Here is a 16,674-nt window from a genome sequence, read left to right as displayed (position 1 = left end):
GGGTCAGTGCCCCAGCCGGCCGCGGCCGAGTTGCAGTATCAGGATGGCCAGGTCTTTGCCCTCGGGGCCCAGCACGCTGTAGCGCTCGATGACCTGCATTTCACGGCTGTGCACCAGACGGGTGCCACCGGAGGCCATCCGGGCTTTGCCGATCATTTTGGAGACCTCGGCGCGGCGCTGGATTGCGGCGAGGATGGTGGCGTCGAGTTCGTCGATCTCCCGACGCAGGTCATCGATCTCAGGCACACGCTGATAGTCCCAGTCGGCCCGTGCCAGCGCAAAACTGTCCCCGCTCGGCGGTAAGTTTGAACGCAAGATGACCACTTCCCCCGTCGCCTCCCCAGCTGCTGCAGATGTTGATGAACTTCTTGACGGCTTGAATCCTCAGCAGCGCCAAGCGGTGCTGCACCAAGGCTCGCCGCTGCTGATCGTCGCGGGCGCGGGGTCAGGGAAGACAGCGGTGCTGACCAGGCGTATCGCCTATCTGCTGGCCGCCCGGGACGTCGGGGTGGGGCAGATCCTGGCCATCACGTTCACCAACAAGGCCGCCGCCGAGATGCGTGAGCGGGTGGTTCAGCTGGTGGGCCCGCGGGCTCGAAACATGTGGGTGTCGACATTCCACTCGACGTGCGTGCGGATCCTGCGCAACCAGGCTTCACTGCTGCCGGGGCTGAACTCCAACTTCTCGATCTACGACTCCGACGATTCCCGGCGCCTGCTGATGATGATCGGCAAGGACATGGGGTTGGACACCAAGCGGTACTCGCCACGGCTACTGGCCAACGGCATCTCCAACCTGAAGAACGAGCTGATCGGCCCGGAGCAGGCAGCGGCCGAGGCGTCGGAGGCAGCCGAGGAGATGGCCGGCATCATCGCCCAGGTCTACGGCGAATATCAGCGCCGGCTGCGCGCGGCCAATGCGCTGGACTTCGACGATCTGATCGGTGAGACGGTCGGCATCCTGCAGGCCTTCCCGCAGATCGCCCAGTACTACCGGCGCCGGTTCCGCCACATCCTGGTCGACGAGTACCAGGACACCAACCACGCGCAGTACGCGTTGGTGCGCGAGTTGGTGGGCCACCATCTCGACGAGAACGACGGGGTGGCGGCGTCGGAACTGTGCGTGGTGGGTGACGCCGATCAGTCCATCTACGCGTTCCGCGGCGCGACGATCCGCAACATCGAGGACTTCGAGCGCGACTACCCGGACGCGACGACGATCCTGCTGGAGCAGAACTACCGCTCCACGCAGACCATCCTGAACGCGGCCAACTCGGTGATCTCCCGCAACACCGGCCGCCGGGAGAAGCGGCTGTGGACGGAGGAGGGCGAGGGCGAGTTGATCGTCGGCTATGTGGCCGACAACGAGCACGACGAGGCCCGCTTCGTCGCGGAAGAGATCGATTCGCTGGCCGACAGCGAGGGCCTGAAATACTCAGACGTCGCGGTGTTCTACCGCACCAACAACTCCTCGCGTGCGCTGGAAGAGGTGTTCATCCGCGCCGGCATCCCGTACAAGGTCGTCGGCGGCGTGCGGTTCTATGAGCGCCGCGAGATCCGCGACATCGTCGCTTACCTGCGGGTCCTGGACAATCCGGGTGACGCGGTGAGCATGCGTCGCATCCTCAACACCCCGCGCCGCGGCATCGGTGACCGGGCCGAGGCCTGCGTGGCGGTGTACGCCGAGAACACCGGGGGCAGCTTCAACGATGCGTTGCAGGCCGCCGCCGAGGGTCGGGTGCCGATGCTGAACTCCCGGTCGGAGAAGGCCATCGCTTCGTTTGTGCAGCTGCTCGACTCGCTGCGCGGCAAGCTCGATGACGAGCTGGGCGACTTGGTCGAGGCCGTGCTGGAGCGCACGGGGTACCGCCGCGAGCTGGAGGCCTCCAGCGATCCGCAGGATCTGGCCCGGTTGGACAACCTCAACGAATTGGTCAGCGTCGCACACGAATTCAGCACCGATCTGGCCAACGCCCGGGCCCTGGCCGAACAGGATGAGGGTGAGCCCGTCGACGAGGACATCCCCGACACCGGTGTGCTGGCCCAGTTCCTGGAGCGGGTGTCGCTGGTGGCGGACGCCGACGAGATTCCCGAGGACGGCGCGGGTGTGGTGACGATGATGACGCTGCACACAGCCAAGGGGCTGGAGTTCCCGGCGGTGTTCGTCACCGGCTGGGAGGACGGCATGTTCCCGCACATGCGGGCACTGGGCGATCCCGACGAGCTGTCCGAGGAGCGACGGCTGGCGTATGTCGGCATCACCCGGGCGCGCAAGCGGCTGTATCTGAGCCGGGCCAAGGTGCGTTCGTCGTGGGGGCAGCCCATGCTGAACCCGGAATCGCGGTTCCTGCGCGAGATTCCGGAGGACCTGATCAATTGGCGACGCGTCGAGCAGCCGTCGTCATCACTGAGCGCGCCGGTAGGGAACGCCGGCCGCTATGGCACCCCGCGTCCGTCGCCGTCACGGCCCGCACCCGCTCGCAACCGTCCGGTGATCACGCTGGAGCCCGGTGACCGGGTCACCCACGACAAGTACGGACTCGGCCGCGTCGAAGAGGTTTCGGGCGTGGGTGAGTCGGCGATGTCGCTGATCGACTTCGGCAGCGCGGGCCGCGTCAAGTTGATGCACAACCACGCGCCGGTGACGAAGCTCTAGGCGGAACGCGCCGGCGGGCATCAATCTGCCATCAGGCTCTGACGAGTTTGTCCAGCCGAAAGATGTGACTGTTTTCGGGCGCCAGTCCGAGCAGCAGGGCCGCGGCGACAGCGGTGAAAACAGAGGCGCTGAACGGTGTTTCGAAGCCGGCGAAGACGAACATCGAGATACCGAAGACGGCCAGCAACGCCGCGCTGCCGAATGACACCCAGCGGAGGCCGACCCCCAACAGCAATCCCACGGCCAGGGTGACCTCGGCGACCGTCGCGAGCCAGGCCGTCAGGTGCAGCAATCCACCGGTCAGGTAGGGCGCCAGGACGTGAACGTAGGCGGTGAAGGACTCGAAGTTGCCCCAGGCGACATTCGGCGTGCCCGCCGGACCCCACAGGCCGAACCGGTCGGCGACGGCGGACAGGAATGCGAGAGCCAGCGCCAGCCGGGCGAAAACCGTTGCCGCGTGGAGTAATCGCTGATTGCCAGGTTCCTGGCGCGCGTCAGGCATGCGTCAAGGATGTCTGACGGGCTGCGCCACTGCAATACCGCGAGATCTACGTCAGGGCCGTTGACCCTGAGATTCACGACCCTGACGTCGATTTCGGTGAGGTCTCGCGTCCGCCATGGTTCCACGGCCCGTCCGCCAACACGGCGGGCGCGCCCAGACGCGGCTCGGCAAGGGGTGGAATCGTGGCCAGAACCCGGTTCTGGTCCAGGCGGGAACCAGGCGTGCGGCCACCACCCCAACCGACCATTGCCCGGTATCCGCCGAGCAAGCCGGCGCCGCTGACCGCCGATTCGGAAGCATGTGGGCTATCGGCTCCCACGGGTGTGGAAACCGGCGAGACGTAGAGCGCATCGGTGGGGCAGTAGGCCTCGCACATGAAGCAGGTCTGGCAGTCGGACTGGCGCGCGATGACGGGCAATCCGTCGGGACCGCGGTCGAACACATCGGTGGGGCACACCTTGATGCAGACATCGCACTTGATGCACGCGGATCCGCTGACGATCTCGATCACGCCACGGCCTCCGAGGAGAGGAGTTGCGGGGCGACAGGGTCGGGTGTGGTCCAGACCGTGTCGAGACCGCCGACGAGGATGCGGTGCTCGTAGCGGTGATCGGACTCGGGCACGTCCTCACGGCGGTGCAGACCCCGGCTTTCGGGTCGGGCCAGTGACGCCGCGGTGATCCAGCGCGCCACCGCGACCATGGCCTGCGCCTGACGCTGCTTGTACACATCGCGGGAGGGGACCGGCGCAAGACCGTCGGCGATGTCATGCCAGACACGCTCCAGCGCCTCGGCGGACTCCTGAAGCCGCTCTTCGGATTTCAGATAGCTGCGCTGCGGCGGCAGGACATGCGACTGCGCGACGGCCACCACCTCCTCGACGGTGGGTGCGCCCGGGCGCGAGCGCGGGACCGTCCCGGCAGGCTCAGTCACCTGCCCGCGGTGACGGCGGCTGAACTCGGCGGCACCGCGACCGGCGAAGGTGCCAGAGGCGATGGCCCACGACCCGTTGCGGCTGCCACCGCCGGACAATGAGCCGGTGATGAGTTCGCGGGTCGCCGCATCGCCTGCCGCGTAAAGGCCGGGAACCGATGTCGCACAATCGGGTCCGGTGAGTCGAAGGCCGCCGGTGCCGCGCACGGAACCCTCGTAGACCATCCGGACCGGATAGGCCGTCGTGAACGGGTCGATGCCGGCCTTGTCCAACGGAAGGAAGTAATTCGGCTGAGCATCCCGCATGGTCTGGCGGATGTGCTCCGGTGCCCGATCCAGCCGGGCGAACACCCGCTCACCTCGGGTCAGCGCCCGCTGGGCGTCCTGGCGTCCGCTCAGTCCCCGCTGGGTGGTGAAAGGACGCCCGTGCTCGTCATAGAAGCTGCCCCACTGCAGCATTCGGCCTTTGGTGTGCACACCCCATTCAGGGGCCAGCGCGTAGGCGGTGCAGAACTCCATGCCGGACAGGTGTGCTCCGTGCTCGGCGGCCATCAGCAGGCCTTCGCCGGTATCGACGTTGGTGCCGAATGTTCCGGACAGGAAGGCGGTTCCGCCGGTGGCCAGCACGACGGCGCCCGCGGAGATCTGCCATGGGCGTCCGCCGTCTTGACGGGCGATACCGGTGGCGCCGTTGATGACGCCGTCGCGGTCGGCGGTCAGCTCCAGCGCCGGGTGGTGATCGAGGACGCGCACGCCGCTGCGATGCGCCTTGCGACGCATGCGGCGCATGTACTCCGGACCCTGCAGGCTGCTGCGCATCTCACGGCCGTCGCTGCCGACCGGGAACGGATAACCCCATTGCGAAAGGTGCTCGAGGCGGTCCCACGATGTGGCCAGCACCCGAAACATCCACTCGGAATCGGTGATCCGTCCTGCCGCCAACTCCCGCTCGCGCACGGAATCCTCGCGTCGCGGCCCTGGCCCGATCGCCCACAGGTTGTTGCCGCCGGCGGCGGTGGCACCACTGGTGCCGCAATAGCCCTTGTCCACCAGGATGACCCGGGCACCGGACTCGCTGGCGGAAATGGCCGCCCAGGTGGCTGCGGGTCCGCCGCCGATCACCAGGACGTCGGTGCGGTACGCCTCGAGGTCAGCGGGATCGGTCATGGCCTACTTCCTCTCGGACGCCGAGTTCGGACAGCAGCGCACGGCGCAGGTCATCGAAGCCGTCGTCGCTGCGGGTGCGGGGAAAGGGCAATTCGACGCGGCGGTCTAGCGAGACCCGTCCACCCGAGAGCACCACAACCCGGTCGGCCAGCAGGATCGCCTCGTCGACGTCATGGGTGACGTGCAGGACCGCCATGTGCCTGCGGGACCACAGTTCGTGCAGCAGCCCGTACATCTTGAGCCGGGTCAGTGCATCGAGTGCGCCGAACGGTTCGTCGAGCAGCAGAAGGTCGGGTTCGCGGACGAGCGCGCGGGCCAGTGAAACCCGTTGCGCCTCACCGCCGGACAGAGACAACGGCCAGGCTCGGATTTTGTCCGTCAGACCCACTTCCTCGAGTGCGGCGCGCCCGCGGGCAGTCTGGCTGGGCGCGTCCGGTCCGGCGTCACGCAGCGCGAAGGTCACGTTGGCCAGCGCCCGCCGCCACGGCAGCAACCGCGGGTTCTGAAACACCACGGCCCGGGAGCGGGGCACCCGCACCGACCCGGTGACCTGATCGTCGAGACCGGCCAGGACGCGCAGCAGGGTGCTCTTGCCGGAACCGGACCGGCCCAGCATCGCGACGAATTCGCCGTCGGCGATCTGCAATTCGAGATCCTCGAGCACCTGCTGGTCGCCGAAAGCCCGGGTGAGGCCGTGCACGTCGACCACAGTTGAACTCATGCCGGGGCTCCGAGACCCTCGAATCCGTTGCGCCAGGACAGCAATAGCCGCTCCAAAAACCGCACCAGGGTGTAGGACAGCAGACCCGCGACCGCGTAGATGACGATCACCAGCAGCGAGACATCGAACTGCAGGTTGGTCTGGGCCCGTGACATCAGGTAGCCGATGCCCTGCGTGGTGTTGATCATCTCGGCGAAGATCAGGCTCAGCCACGCGCTGGATAGTCCGAGCCGCAGGCCGACAAGGAAATTCGGCATCGCCCCGGGCAGGATCACCTGGGCGATCAAGGTGTGGCGGGGCGCTTCCAAGGTTTGCGCCATCTCGACGAGCTGCCGGTCCACGCCGCGGATACCCGAGTAGGTGTTGATGTAGATGGCTATCGCCACACCAGTGGTGATCAACACGATCTTGGGACCCTCACCGATTCCCATCCAAATGATCAGGAGCGGGGTCAACGCGAAATTCGGTACCGCTTTGAGGATCTGCATGGTCCAGTCGAGCAGGTCCTCGCCCGTGCGGGTCAGTCCGGCCACGACTGCGAGCAGGACGCCGATCACGATGCCCAGCACCGTGCCGGTCAGCACCCGGACGGCCGAGGCGCCGACGTGAGTGGCGAGCTGACCGTCCCCGAGCAGTCGCCACGCGGTGGATGCGACCTCGGTCGGCGGCGGGAACAGGTCGGTGTTGAGGAGCCCCGTCGTCGAGCCGATGGTCCAGGCGGCCAAGATCAGGGCCGGGCTCATCAGCCGGCGCACCGGCCGGGGAATGCGCGTCCACAGGCCTTTTCGTCGGCTGCGGCCCCCGACGACCTCGATCAGTTCCGGGTGTGGGGCCGCTGCTCGGACCGCCTCCGCCGCGGTGACGGCTGCGGTCACGACTTGGCTCCGGCCCATTCCCGGACTGAGTATTGGTTGTCGAACGAACCGTCGGCGTTGAGGAACTTGTAGGCGGCCTCGAGTTGATCCACACCGACCTGCGGGAACGGTTCGGTGTTGAACTCGTCTGCCTGCGTGGACTTCTGCACGAACTTCAGGTCCGTGTCATCGGTCTGGGCGACCCAGGCCAGATAGTCGTCGAAGTTCTCGGTGATGTCGCGGTTGACGGCGGTGACCGCCTCTTGCCAGGCCCCGATGAACTCCGGATGGGCGTCGGTGAACGAGGTGAGGGCGATGTTCGTACCAGTGCTGCCGAAGCCGTGCCGCGACAGGCTGTCGATGATCGGGAAGCCCTTGGATTCGAGCTCGGCCGCGCTGGCCCCGGTCAGGATGGCCGCGTCGATCTTGCCGGAACTCAACCCGGCGATGGACTCGGGTGTCGGCACGTCGCGCACGTGGATCTGGCCGGTCAGGCCCGCGGCGTCGATGAGCTGGCGGGCAGCCCGGTCGCGGATGGTGCCCTGCGGGGCGGTGATGTCCTTGCCGACCAGGCCTTTGATCTCGGTGGGCCCGCCCTTCGCGCCCACCAGCCAGGCGTCGCCGTTGATCGAATCCAGGGACAGCAGCACGACTTTCGGGTCTCTGCTGCGGGCCCGCAGGGCGGGGTTATCACCGATGGCGGCGACGTCGATGGCGCCGGCGAACAGGGCCGAGGCGACATCGCTGCCGGACTGGAAGAACGAGTATTCGATCTTGCCGACGCCCGCGGATTTCAGCTGTTCGGTGAGGATGCCCTGCTTGTCGCCCCAGCCCAGCGAGCCCGCGGGAGTCCCGGTGACCGACGTCGCGCCGACACGCAGCGTGTAGCCCTCGGCGTTGTCGTCGTTGCTGCTGCAGGAGATCGCCGTGGCGACGAGGGTGAGCGCAAAGGCGGTGCGCAACAAGCGGTTGAACATGGCGGCGGGCCTCCGAAGGGGTCATTGCGTGTGCACACACGCGAATCCGCCCTAGTACACGCGGGCCCCGAATGCGGGTCGACGGTTTGGCTCAGTCTGACCGGAAGCTGTGAACCACCCCGACACCACTTGAGTCCGCTTATCTCCGCGCACTCCACCGCCCGGTCGCGGGCAGCATCGTGAACAGGATGGCGGTCAGCGGAAGCACCGGCATCGCGTAGACGACCGGATGAAGCCGGGCCCCGGCGATGAACAGACTGGCGAAGATCAGCAGGCCGATGACGGCGCCGACGATAACCAGCAGCCGGCCCATCCGGCGCCGCAGCAACAATGCGATGAGCCCGCCGATGGTTGCTGCAGCCGAGATCGCCGCCAGGAAACCGATGGCCACGCAGAACAATCGGTCGGTGCGCCACCAGCCGGCGATCAGATCGGTGGCGATGACGCCGGTCGCCCACCCGCTGAGGATCGCGAAGGTGGCCGCCACGATGGACGTGCGGGGATTGATGCCGTGGGAGGCGCGGGGAATGATCACGGGCCGGGCACGCGGCACGTAGCTCGTGCCGGCGTCGTCCGCGGGGCCGATGAGGCCCGTCTGGGCATCGCTGCCGGAGCTGCCGAAGCCGCCGGTGGAACCGGGGATCAGGCTGGTCTGGGGTTCCGCGTCGGCTGCGGTGGGAATCGCGCCCGTGGGATGACGCCGGATGATGCTGGTGTGGGGCTCGTCACCGACCGGCACAGGCTTGGACACCGGGTCCTGCGGCTGGCGCCGGATGATGCGGGTGCGGTCGTCGTCTTCGTCGAGGTGATCGGCCGCCAACTGCTCGTCGTCGCTCACTCAGCCAACATAGCTGCCGACGCTGAGACCTCTCTTGTTCAGCCAGGGCACCGGATCGATGCGGCTCGTACCGTTCTGCAGAACTTCGAAATGCAGGTGGGGGCCGGTCGAATAACCCCGGTTGCCGACCGTCGCGATCTGATCGCCGGCCATCACCCGGTCACCCTCGCTGACGAGCCAGGTGTTGATGTGGCCGTAGAGCGTGACGGTGCCATCGGCGTGGCGCAGCTTGACCCAGGCGCCGTAGCCCGCGGTCGGGCCCGCGGCGATCACGACGCCGTCGGAGACCGCCACGATCGGGGTGCCGATCGGGCTCGCCAGGTCGATGCCGGCGTGCAGCACGCCCCACCGGTAACCGAAGTTGGAAGTCCAGACATAGCCCTTCGTGGGCATGACGAACAGCGGGCGGGACAGCCGGGCCTCGCGCTCGGCACGTTCCTGCGCGAAGGCGGCGGCCTTGGTGATCTCCTCGGCATGCACCGAGGTATCGGCGGTCGAGGAGACCGAGACGATCTGCATGCCGTCCACCGAGCCGGTGACGGACGCGCCTTCGACGTGGGTGCCCTCCGAGGCCAGGATCGTGTCGTCGGCGTGGGTTTCGGTCGGGTTGCCCAACGAGTAGGCGCCCGCGGCGGTGGCACCCGCGGCCATGGCGGCGATCATCAGGCGGCTCTTGACGGCGCCGGCGTGCTCCTTGCGGTGCGCACCACGGCGGCCCGCCATGTCGATGACGTCGGTGGCGGCCATGCCGTCACTCACATCGGTGTGGCTGTCGCGGTAGGCGTACGTGGAATTCCGCGTGCTGCGCGCGGACGACGGGCGGCGCTCGCCCTCGGTGTCAGGCCGGAAGCGTGAAGGTACGGCGAGACGGACGGGCACCAGGTCGTCGGTGTCGTCCATGTCATCGAGTTCTGCGGCGTAGATCACGACGGATTCGCGGTCATCCGACTCGCGCTCAACCAGTCCGGCACGGTCGTCGAAGGCTTCGAAAGCGCTGAAGGGGATGACGTCGGTGACCTCGGCGGCGTCCAGCTCGTCAGGCGAAACACGGCGCCTCCGGCGGCGCGCGTCCGTCGTCACCCCTCGTGGGGCTGCGGACGAACGATGCTGCGGCAAGACTCGAGAATCCTTCTTCGTCGTGACCTGAACGTTATCTGGACCAGAGGCACGTTAACCAAATCCCAATGATGGTGGCAACTTATGGGTCTATTCCGCGTCGGAATGTGATCCGTATCACCTCCCGCACGCGGTGAGATCTACCACATGAGCAGGAGGCGGTGCCAATCCATCACTGGGGGATGGATAAAGTTCCCCCGGGCCCGTCCAAAGGTACCGGACAGGGCAGCTTCGAAGCGCGTTCGAAGCCGAAGCAGACAGACCACGCCTATCTAGGAAGCACATGGATCTCTTCGAATATCAGGCGAAAGAGCTGTTCGCCAAGCACAACGTCCCCACAACCCCGGGCCGGGTGACCGACTCGGCGGAGGACGCCAAGGCGATCGCCACCGAAATCGGCAAGCCCGTGATGATCAAGGCGCAGGTGAAGGTCGGCGGCCGCGGCAAGGCCGGCGGCGTGAAGTACGCAGCCACCGCCGATGACGCCCTGACGCACGCGCAGAACATCCTTGGTCTCGACATCAAGGGTCACGTCGTCAAAAAGTTGCTGGTTGCCGAGGCGAGCGACATCGCCGAGGAGTACTACATCTCTTTCCTGCTCGATCGCGCCAACCGCACCTACCTCGCCATGTGCTCGGTCGAGGGCGGCGTGGAGATCGAAGTAACCGCCGAGGAGAACCCCGACGCTCTGGCCAAGGTGCCCGTCGACGCCGTCAAGGGTGTCGACTTGGCGCTGGCTCGTGAGATCGCCGAGAAGGGCAAGCTGCCCGCCGAGGTGCTCGACGCTGCCGCGGTGACCATCCAGAAGCTGTGGGAGGTCTTCGTCGGTGAGGACGCCACCCTGGTCGAGGTCAACCCGTTGGTGCGCACGCCCGACGATCAGATCCTGGCCCTGGACGGCAAGGTCACCCTGGACGAGAACGCCGACTTCCGTCAGCCCGGCCACGCCGAGTTCGAGGACAAGGACGCGACCGATCCTCTGGAGCTCAAGGCCAAGGAGAACGACCTCAACTACGTCAAGCTCGACGGCGCCGTCGGCATCATCGGTAACGGTGCCGGTCTGGTCATGTCGACGCTGGACGTGGTCGCCTACGCGGGCGAGAAGCACGGCGGCGTGAAGCCGGCCAACTTCCTCGACATCGGCGGTGGCGCTTCGGCAGCCGTGATGGCCGCGGGTCTGGACGTCATCCTCAACGACAGCCAGGTCAAGAGCGTGTTCGTCAACGTGTTCGGCGGTATCACCGCGTGTGACGCGGTGGCCAACGGCATCGTGCAGGCACTGCAGATCCTCGGTGACGAGGCCAACAAGCCGCTCGTCGTCCGCCTGGACGGCAACAACGTCGAAGAGGGCCGCCGCATCCTGGCCGAGGCCAACCACCCCCTGGTGATCCAGGCCGAAACCATGGACGCCGGTGCCGACAAGGCCGCCGAGCTGGCGAATAAGTAAGGGAGCCAACGAGAATGTCTATCTTCCTGAACAAGGATTCCAAGGTCATCGTCCAGGGCATCACCGGCGGTGAGGGCACCAAGCACACCGCCCTGATGCTGAAGGCGGGCACGCAGGTCGTCGGTGGCGTCAACGCGCGCAAGGCCGGCACCAAGGTCTCGCACAAAGACAAGGACGGCAACGACGTCGAGCTGCCGGTGTTCGGCTCGGTCGCCGAGGCCATGAAGGAGACCGGCGCCGACGTGTCGATCGCCTTCGTGCCGCCGGCCTTCTCCAAGGACGCCATCATCGAGGCCATCGACGCCGAGATCCCGCTGCTGGTGGTCATCACCGAGGGAATCCCGGTGCAGGACAGCGCCTATGCGTGGGCCTATAACGTCGAGAAGGGTCAGAAGACCCGGATCATCGGACCGAACTGCCCGGGCATCATCACCCCCGGTGAGTCGCTGGTCGGCATCACGCCGAACAACATCACCGGCAAGGGCCCGATCGGCCTGGTGTCGAAGTCGGGCACGCTGACCTACCAGATGATGTACGAGCTGCGCGATCTCGGCTTCTCCACCGCCATCGGCATCGGCGGCGACCCGGTCATCGGCACCACCCACATCGACGCCATCGAAGCGTTCGAGAAGGATCCGGAGACCAAGATCATCGTGATGATCGGCGAGATCGGCGGCGACGCCGAAGAGCGTGCGGCCGATTACATCAAGGCCAACGTCACCAAGCCGGTTGTCGGCTACGTCGCGGGCTTCACCGCTCCGGAGGGCAAGACCATGGGCCACGCCGGCGCCATCGTGTCGGGCTCGTCGGGCACCGCCTCGGCCAAGAAGGAAGCCCTCGAGGCTGCCGGTGTGAAGGTCGGCAAGACGCCGTCCGAGACCGCCAAGCTGGCTCGTGAGCTCTTCGAAAGCCTGTAGATCTCCACACGGAAAGGCCCCCGCCACGGCGGGGGCCTTTCTTTTTGCGCCGAGCGTGCAAGCAGATCGCGTCACAGGCGTCTTTTGCGATCTGAACGCACGCTCGACGCGTTCGTGCCTAGACGCGCCCGCCGAGATGCTCGGCCAGGAACCGCTCGACAGCGTGGTACATGTCGATCTGGTTGTCCGGGTTGACAAATCCGTGTCCCTCGTCGGCCTTGACCATGTACTCGACCTCGACGCCGCGGCTGCGTAGCGCCTCGACGAGGTTGTCGGATTCGGCCTGCACCACGCGAGAGTCGTTGGCGCCCTGGATGACCAGCAGCGGTGTGCGGATCTGATCCACTCGCGTGATGGGGGAGCGGGCCAGCATGTCGGCTTCCTGCGCCGGATCGTTGTGGTTCCCCACATATAGATGCCAGTTCGTGGCCAGGAACGGGCGAGCCACATTCGGCAGCGTGCGCATGAAGTTGGCCAGGCTGGAGATGCCGACGTAATCGATGGCCGCCGCGAACACGTCCGGCGTGAACGTCACCCCGACGAGCGCGGCGTAACCGCCGTACGAGCCTCCGAAGATCGCCACCTTGTCCCGGTCGGCGTAGCCCTGCTTGACCGCCCAGTCCACCGCGTCGATCAGGTCGTCGTGCATCTTGCCTGCGAACTCACCGATCGCCGCTTTGGTGAACGCTTTGCCGTAGCCCGTCGAGCCACGAAAGTTGACCTGCAGTACCGCATATCCGCGATTGGCGAGCATCTGTACGTCGGGCTGAAATCCCCAGCAATCCCTGGCCCACGGGCCGCCGTGCACCAGCAGCACCAACGGCAGGTCCGCGGGCTCGACCCCGACCGGCAGGGTCAGATAGGAGTGAAGGTCGAGGCCGTCGCGCGAGGGGATGGTCACCGGTGCCATCGGCGCTAACGAATCTGAATTCAGATTCGGGTACGGCCGGAACAGCAGCCGGCTCTCGCCTGTCGCGTGGTCGTACAGGTAGGTCGCCCAGGGGTCGCGGTCGTGGGTGAAGTTGACGACCCAGCGCTGCCCGGAGTCGTCCGACGAGATGCCGGCGAGGTCCCCATCGGAGAGTTTGGTGAGATTCTCCAGTACCGCACCGAAATTCGCGTCGAGGGCATGGATCACCTGGCGCTCCCCGTAGTACCGGGCGCCGATCAGTTCTCCCGTGCTCTCGCTGAGGATGAAGGGTGAAGGCAACACCTGCTGATTGCCGAGGTCGAATGTCGGGTGGCTGTCCACCTCCGTCTCGGTGCCGGTGGCCACATCGAGGCGGGCCAGCCGGACGCGGTCACTGCCCTCGTTCGATCCGAGCCAGATGCCCGTACCGTCCGGAGAGATGACGACCGGATAGATGCCCAGCGGGTAATCGGTGCCGTCGTAGACCTTGATGGAGCGCAATGATGCTGTGGCCGAGTCCCATTGCGATATCTCGACATCGCCGTCGGTGGTCAGCGTATTGGTGAACAGATCACCGTTGGGGGCGCACAGCCACGTGATGACGTTCCCGGGATTCTCCGCCACCAGGGTGAGTTCTCCGGTGGCGATGTCGAGTTCGTAGGCGTCGACCAGCTGAGGATTGCGGTTGTTGGTCTGTACGATCGCTTTTCCGGGCCGGCCCTTGGGCAGGTCGAAACTCGCTCTGGCGCCCGGGAACGGGGTGAGATCCACTGCGGCGGCGTCGGGGTCGTCCAGGTCGACGCGGTACACGTGGAAGTTCTCGTCACCGCCGGTGTCCTGCATGTAGAGCAACCATCGCGGATTGTCGGTCCAGGAGTAGATGTACACGCTGCGGGTCTCGTCCGCGGTCACACACTGCGGCGGGGTATCGCCGTCGAGGTCTTGAACCCACACGTTGAGGCGGTTCTTCCACGGCGCCAGGTAGGCGATCTTGGTTCCGTCGGGCGAGATCTTGGCTCCGGCGCGCTCGGGCGGGCTGAAGAAATCCTCTACCGAGATGAGTTCAGGTAACGCCATGCCGCTCCTTTGTTGTTTGTGGACAAGCTCTTTCAGGGGTGTCAGGAAACGACGGGCCCACCGAGACGCCCGTTGGTCGCGTCGCGGATTGCCCGGTCGATCAGCGACAGCGCCTGCTCTTCGGTGACTTTCTTGCCTTCGACGATCACTGCGATACTCACGTCTTCGTCGACGACGCGGAACGCACCGGTGACGGCCGCTGCGCACAGCCGGACGGTGAGATCTGTTTCCGGCAGGCCCAGTCGCTCGGCGATCACCGGGATGAAGCCCTGCTCCATCCGGTCGTGAACCATCAGATATGCCGTCCGAAGGGCAGGTTCGGACGAGGTCATGGTGGCGATTCGCATCGCGCTGATCTCGTCCTCGACGTCCTGCGGCGTCATCGGATGCGAAAGCCCGTCGGCGGCAAGGTGTTCGGCCAACGAGAGATCGTGTGGCCAGCGATTGAGAATGTCGATGAACCGGTCGGCGGATTTGGCCAGCACCGGTTCGACACAACTTTCCTTGGCGCGGAAGTATCGCCAGATCGTGCGGGTGGAAAGCCCTGCCGCCGCGGCGATCTCGTCACCGCTGGTGCCGGTGACACCGTGTTCCCAGAACAACTTGCAGGCATGTCGCGACACGGCGAGACGCGCCTGATCCTGCTTCTCGCCGATTGCCCTCACCTCCAGAACTCTGTCACTTAGTGACAGCTCCACTGTGTCACTAAGTGACAGAGTCGTCAAGGTGTGCTGGTGAGGGCGGGTTTGGCTGGTTTCCGCTGGCTTTCCCGGCGGCTCCGCGGGTTTTCGTCGCGCGGTTTTCTACACCTGGGTCGCTCTACACGCCGTCAACGACCCAGGTGTGGAAAGCGGTGGCGGGCTCGTGGTGAACGCGGGTTTTCGCCGCGCGGTTTTCTACACCTGGGTCGCTCCACGCGCCTTCAACGACCCAGGTGTAGAAAGCGGTGAGGCGCGACGGCTAGAAAGCCCAGCTCCCGCGCGGTGAGATCACGAAGCCATGGCGGAAGGCCGTGTAACAAGCGACGAAGTCGTCTCCGGCCGCGCAGCCGGAGTCGTTGACCACGAGCTTGTGTCCTGCGGGAAGTTCTCGGAGTTCGAGGTCCTTGCTCCACTGCCCGCCGCCCGCGTATGTGAATTCGAAGCCGCCATTGGAGGTTTCACTCACCGACTGCATGACGGTCTCCCAAGCCGGCGCCTTTCCGGGGAGGTCTTGCCTGCCGGCATCCTTCGGGAAACCAGGTAGGCGTGAGGCCCGGCAGTCGATCATCCCGAGCCCATCGACCCCTGTCGTCTGGCCGTACACGTTGGCCAGGCACGTGACGTCTTTCGCTCTGAACGAGACGAGGGTGTCGCGGTGCCAGTTGGTGCTGGTGTAGGACGCGAGGTCGGCCACCTTGAACGCCGCGAGATCGGGGAAAGTGCCGGGCGGGGGAGACGGATGTGAGGCTGGGCCCGAAACCGCCTCGCCCTCAAGCGTTGACGTGCATCCGCACAGTGGCGTTGCCATCAGCACCGCAGCGACGATCGCCGAGGCAACGCGCATCAGAACGTCCAACTGCCCGAAGGTTGTAGGACAAAACCGTGCTTGTGGTCGGCATCGATGCAGGCGACCAAGTTGTTCTTGCCGACGACGCAGGTGCTGTTGTCGCCAATGAGCTTCTTGCCGGCGGTGATTGGTTTAACCCTCGCGGAGGCGCAATCCCCATCCGGCCGTGAGATGACGTAGGGTGCGTCGCTCGGTCCGTCCTCTGGCTTGCGTACCTCAGGGCAACCGGTGCCTGTTACCGAATCGGCGATGCCGTCAATGTTGCCACCACACACGACCGATTTGTGCGGTCCGTAGTCGAGGAGGCAACTGATCTGATCTGGACTGACGAATGCCGTGCCACCTAGTTTGAAGTCCTTTCGGTCGACGGCTCTGAACGCGTTTAAGTCGGGAAAACCCGTTGGGGGAGAGGGCAGTTCCGGTGGCGACGACGAACATGCCGTGAGGGTGAGTAGCAGGGTGATCGTGTATCGCGTCAGCCGCATCAGAACACCCAACTGCCAGAGGGCTGCAGGACAAATCCGTGATCGCTTTGTGGATTGATACAGGCGGTGAAGCGACCTTGGCCGACCACACACGTTGTGCCGGTCAGGGAGTCGGTCAGCTTCTGACCAGGATTGAGCAACTTGTCTTTCGTGGATTCACACGTGATGTCGTCGGTGCTGAAGGTGAACTGTTGATTGTCACCCGTCTGGTGAACGGACGCGCACGCGTCGCTTTGGCTGGACGGCAATCCCGGGATGTTCCCCGTGCACCACGAACCTGGCCCGATTGCACAGTTGACACCGTCGGGCGTCCTGAAGAACGAATAGACGTTCGCCCAACGCTCCGCATACGAGAACGGGCGACTGAACTGCGCGGCATCGACTTCCGTGAACTGGCTGAGGTCGGGGAACCCAGGCGGTTGGGCGTGAGCGTCGGGTGTCAGCGGCGTTAAACAGGCAATGATGATGGAAGCGCCAGCCGCAGCCAGCCGGTTCCCTCGTGTCCTCATCGTGGCGCCCATGGGTT

The 16,674-nt window shown here is 65.7% G+C and carries 17 protein-coding genes; 3 read left to right on the top strand and 14 right to left on the bottom strand.

The window, feature by feature from the left end:
• Nucleotides 1-3: 3 nt before the first annotated feature.
• The gene (locus tag H977_RS0123365) at nt 4-276 is read right to left on the bottom strand and encodes a chorismate mutase (RefSeq protein ID WP_029110136.1); all 273 of its coding nucleotides are present in this window, start codon (nt 274-276) and stop codon (nt 4-6) included.
• Nucleotides 277-316: 40 nt separating this feature from the next.
• Here H977_RS0123365 and pcrA point away from each other — a divergent pair, with 40 nt between their 5' ends.
• Complete coding sequence (pcrA, locus tag H977_RS0123360) at nt 317-2,656, top strand: DNA helicase PcrA (protein ID WP_029110135.1); 2,340 nt, start codon at nt 317-319, stop codon at nt 2,654-2,656.
• A gap of 31 nt (nt 2,657-2,687) precedes the next feature.
• Here the strand turns inward: pcrA and H977_RS33775 are convergent, their stop codons facing one another.
• From H977_RS33775 to H977_RS0123320, 8 genes are all read right to left on the bottom strand, one after another.
• Nucleotides 2,688-3,158 carry a hypothetical protein gene (locus H977_RS33775; RefSeq protein WP_051289024.1) on the bottom strand — a complete coding sequence of 157 codons (471 nt, stop codon included), beginning with the start codon at nt 3,156-3,158 and terminating at the stop codon, nt 2,688-2,690.
• Nucleotides 3,159-3,231: 73 nt separating this feature from the next.
• On the bottom strand, nt 3,232-3,669 hold the full coding sequence (locus H977_RS33770; protein WP_051289023.1) for a 4Fe-4S dicluster domain-containing protein: 438 nt from the start codon (nt 3,667-3,669) through the stop codon (nt 3,232-3,234).
• On the bottom strand, nt 3,666-5,258 hold the full coding sequence (locus tag H977_RS0123345; protein ID WP_029110134.1) for an FAD-dependent oxidoreductase: 1,593 nt from the start codon (nt 5,256-5,258) through the stop codon (nt 3,666-3,668). Before H977_RS0123345 ends, H977_RS33770 begins: the two co-directional genes overlap by 4 nt.
• The gene (locus H977_RS0123340; protein WP_029110133.1) at nt 5,242-5,979 is read right to left on the bottom strand and encodes an ABC transporter ATP-binding protein; all 738 of its coding nucleotides are present in this window, start codon (nt 5,977-5,979) and stop codon (nt 5,242-5,244) included. Before H977_RS0123340 ends, H977_RS0123345 begins: the two co-directional genes overlap by 17 nt.
• Nucleotides 5,976-6,872, bottom strand: coding sequence for an ABC transporter permease (locus tag H977_RS0123335; RefSeq protein ID WP_036476940.1), 897 nt, complete (start codon nt 6,870-6,872; stop codon nt 5,976-5,978). The genes H977_RS0123340 and H977_RS0123335 overlap by 4 nt, the downstream gene beginning before the upstream one ends.
• The gene (locus H977_RS0123330) at nt 6,851-7,810 is read right to left on the bottom strand and encodes an ABC transporter substrate-binding protein (RefSeq protein WP_029110131.1); all 960 of its coding nucleotides are present in this window, start codon (nt 7,808-7,810) and stop codon (nt 6,851-6,853) included. The genes H977_RS0123335 and H977_RS0123330 overlap by 22 nt, the downstream gene beginning before the upstream one ends.
• 139 nt (nt 7,811-7,949) lie before the next feature.
• Nucleotides 7,950-8,648, bottom strand: coding sequence for a hypothetical protein (locus tag H977_RS0123325; protein ID WP_051289022.1), 699 nt, complete (start codon nt 8,646-8,648; stop codon nt 7,950-7,952).
• Nucleotides 8,649-9,764, bottom strand: coding sequence for a M23 family metallopeptidase (locus tag H977_RS0123320; RefSeq protein ID WP_029110129.1), 1,116 nt, complete (start codon nt 9,762-9,764; stop codon nt 8,649-8,651). It abuts the gene before it with no gap.
• 283 nt (nt 9,765-10,047) lie between these two features.
• Between H977_RS0123320 and sucC the strand changes: the two genes are divergently transcribed.
• Both sucC and sucD read left to right on the top strand, forming a co-directional pair.
• The gene (sucC, locus tag H977_RS0123315; protein WP_029110128.1) at nt 10,048-11,211 is read left to right on the top strand and encodes an ADP-forming succinate--CoA ligase subunit beta; all 1,164 of its coding nucleotides are present in this window, start codon (nt 10,048-10,050) and stop codon (nt 11,209-11,211) included.
• Between the two features lie 14 nt (nt 11,212-11,225).
• A complete protein-coding gene (gene sucD / locus H977_RS0123310) occupies nt 11,226-12,128 on the top strand; it encodes a succinate--CoA ligase subunit alpha (protein WP_029110127.1) in 903 nt (300 codons plus the stop codon).
• 118 nt (nt 12,129-12,246) lie between these two features.
• Here sucD and H977_RS0123305 read toward each other — a convergent pair whose 3' ends face one another.
• From H977_RS0123305 to H977_RS0123285, 5 genes are all read right to left on the bottom strand, one after another.
• Nucleotides 12,247-14,115, bottom strand: coding sequence for a S9 family peptidase (locus H977_RS0123305; RefSeq protein ID WP_029110126.1), 1,869 nt, complete (start codon nt 14,113-14,115; stop codon nt 12,247-12,249).
• 41 nt (nt 14,116-14,156) lie between these two features.
• On the bottom strand, nt 14,157-14,771 hold the full coding sequence (locus H977_RS0123300) for a TetR/AcrR family transcriptional regulator (RefSeq protein ID WP_029110125.1): 615 nt from the start codon (nt 14,769-14,771) through the stop codon (nt 14,157-14,159).
• Between the two features lie 304 nt (nt 14,772-15,075).
• Complete coding sequence (locus H977_RS0123295) at nt 15,076-15,660, bottom strand: hypothetical protein (protein WP_029110124.1); 585 nt, start codon at nt 15,658-15,660, stop codon at nt 15,076-15,078.
• On the bottom strand, nt 15,660-16,148 hold the full coding sequence (locus tag H977_RS33765) for a hypothetical protein (RefSeq protein ID WP_036476938.1): 489 nt from the start codon (nt 16,146-16,148) through the stop codon (nt 15,660-15,662). The genes H977_RS0123295 and H977_RS33765 overlap by 1 nt, the downstream gene beginning before the upstream one ends.
• Nucleotides 16,148-16,669, bottom strand: coding sequence for a hypothetical protein (locus H977_RS0123285; RefSeq protein WP_029110123.1), 522 nt, complete (start codon nt 16,667-16,669; stop codon nt 16,148-16,150). The genes H977_RS33765 and H977_RS0123285 overlap by 1 nt, the downstream gene beginning before the upstream one ends.
• Nucleotides 16,670-16,674: the final 5 nt, after the last annotated feature.

The sequence above is a fragment of the Mycobacterium sp. URHD0025 genome, assembly GCF_000426065.1.
GTDB lineage: Bacteria > Actinomycetota > Actinomycetes > Mycobacteriales > Mycobacteriaceae > Mycobacterium.
Note: the sequence above shows the minus strand (reverse complement) of the source record. Positions and strands in the feature narration are given on the sequence as shown.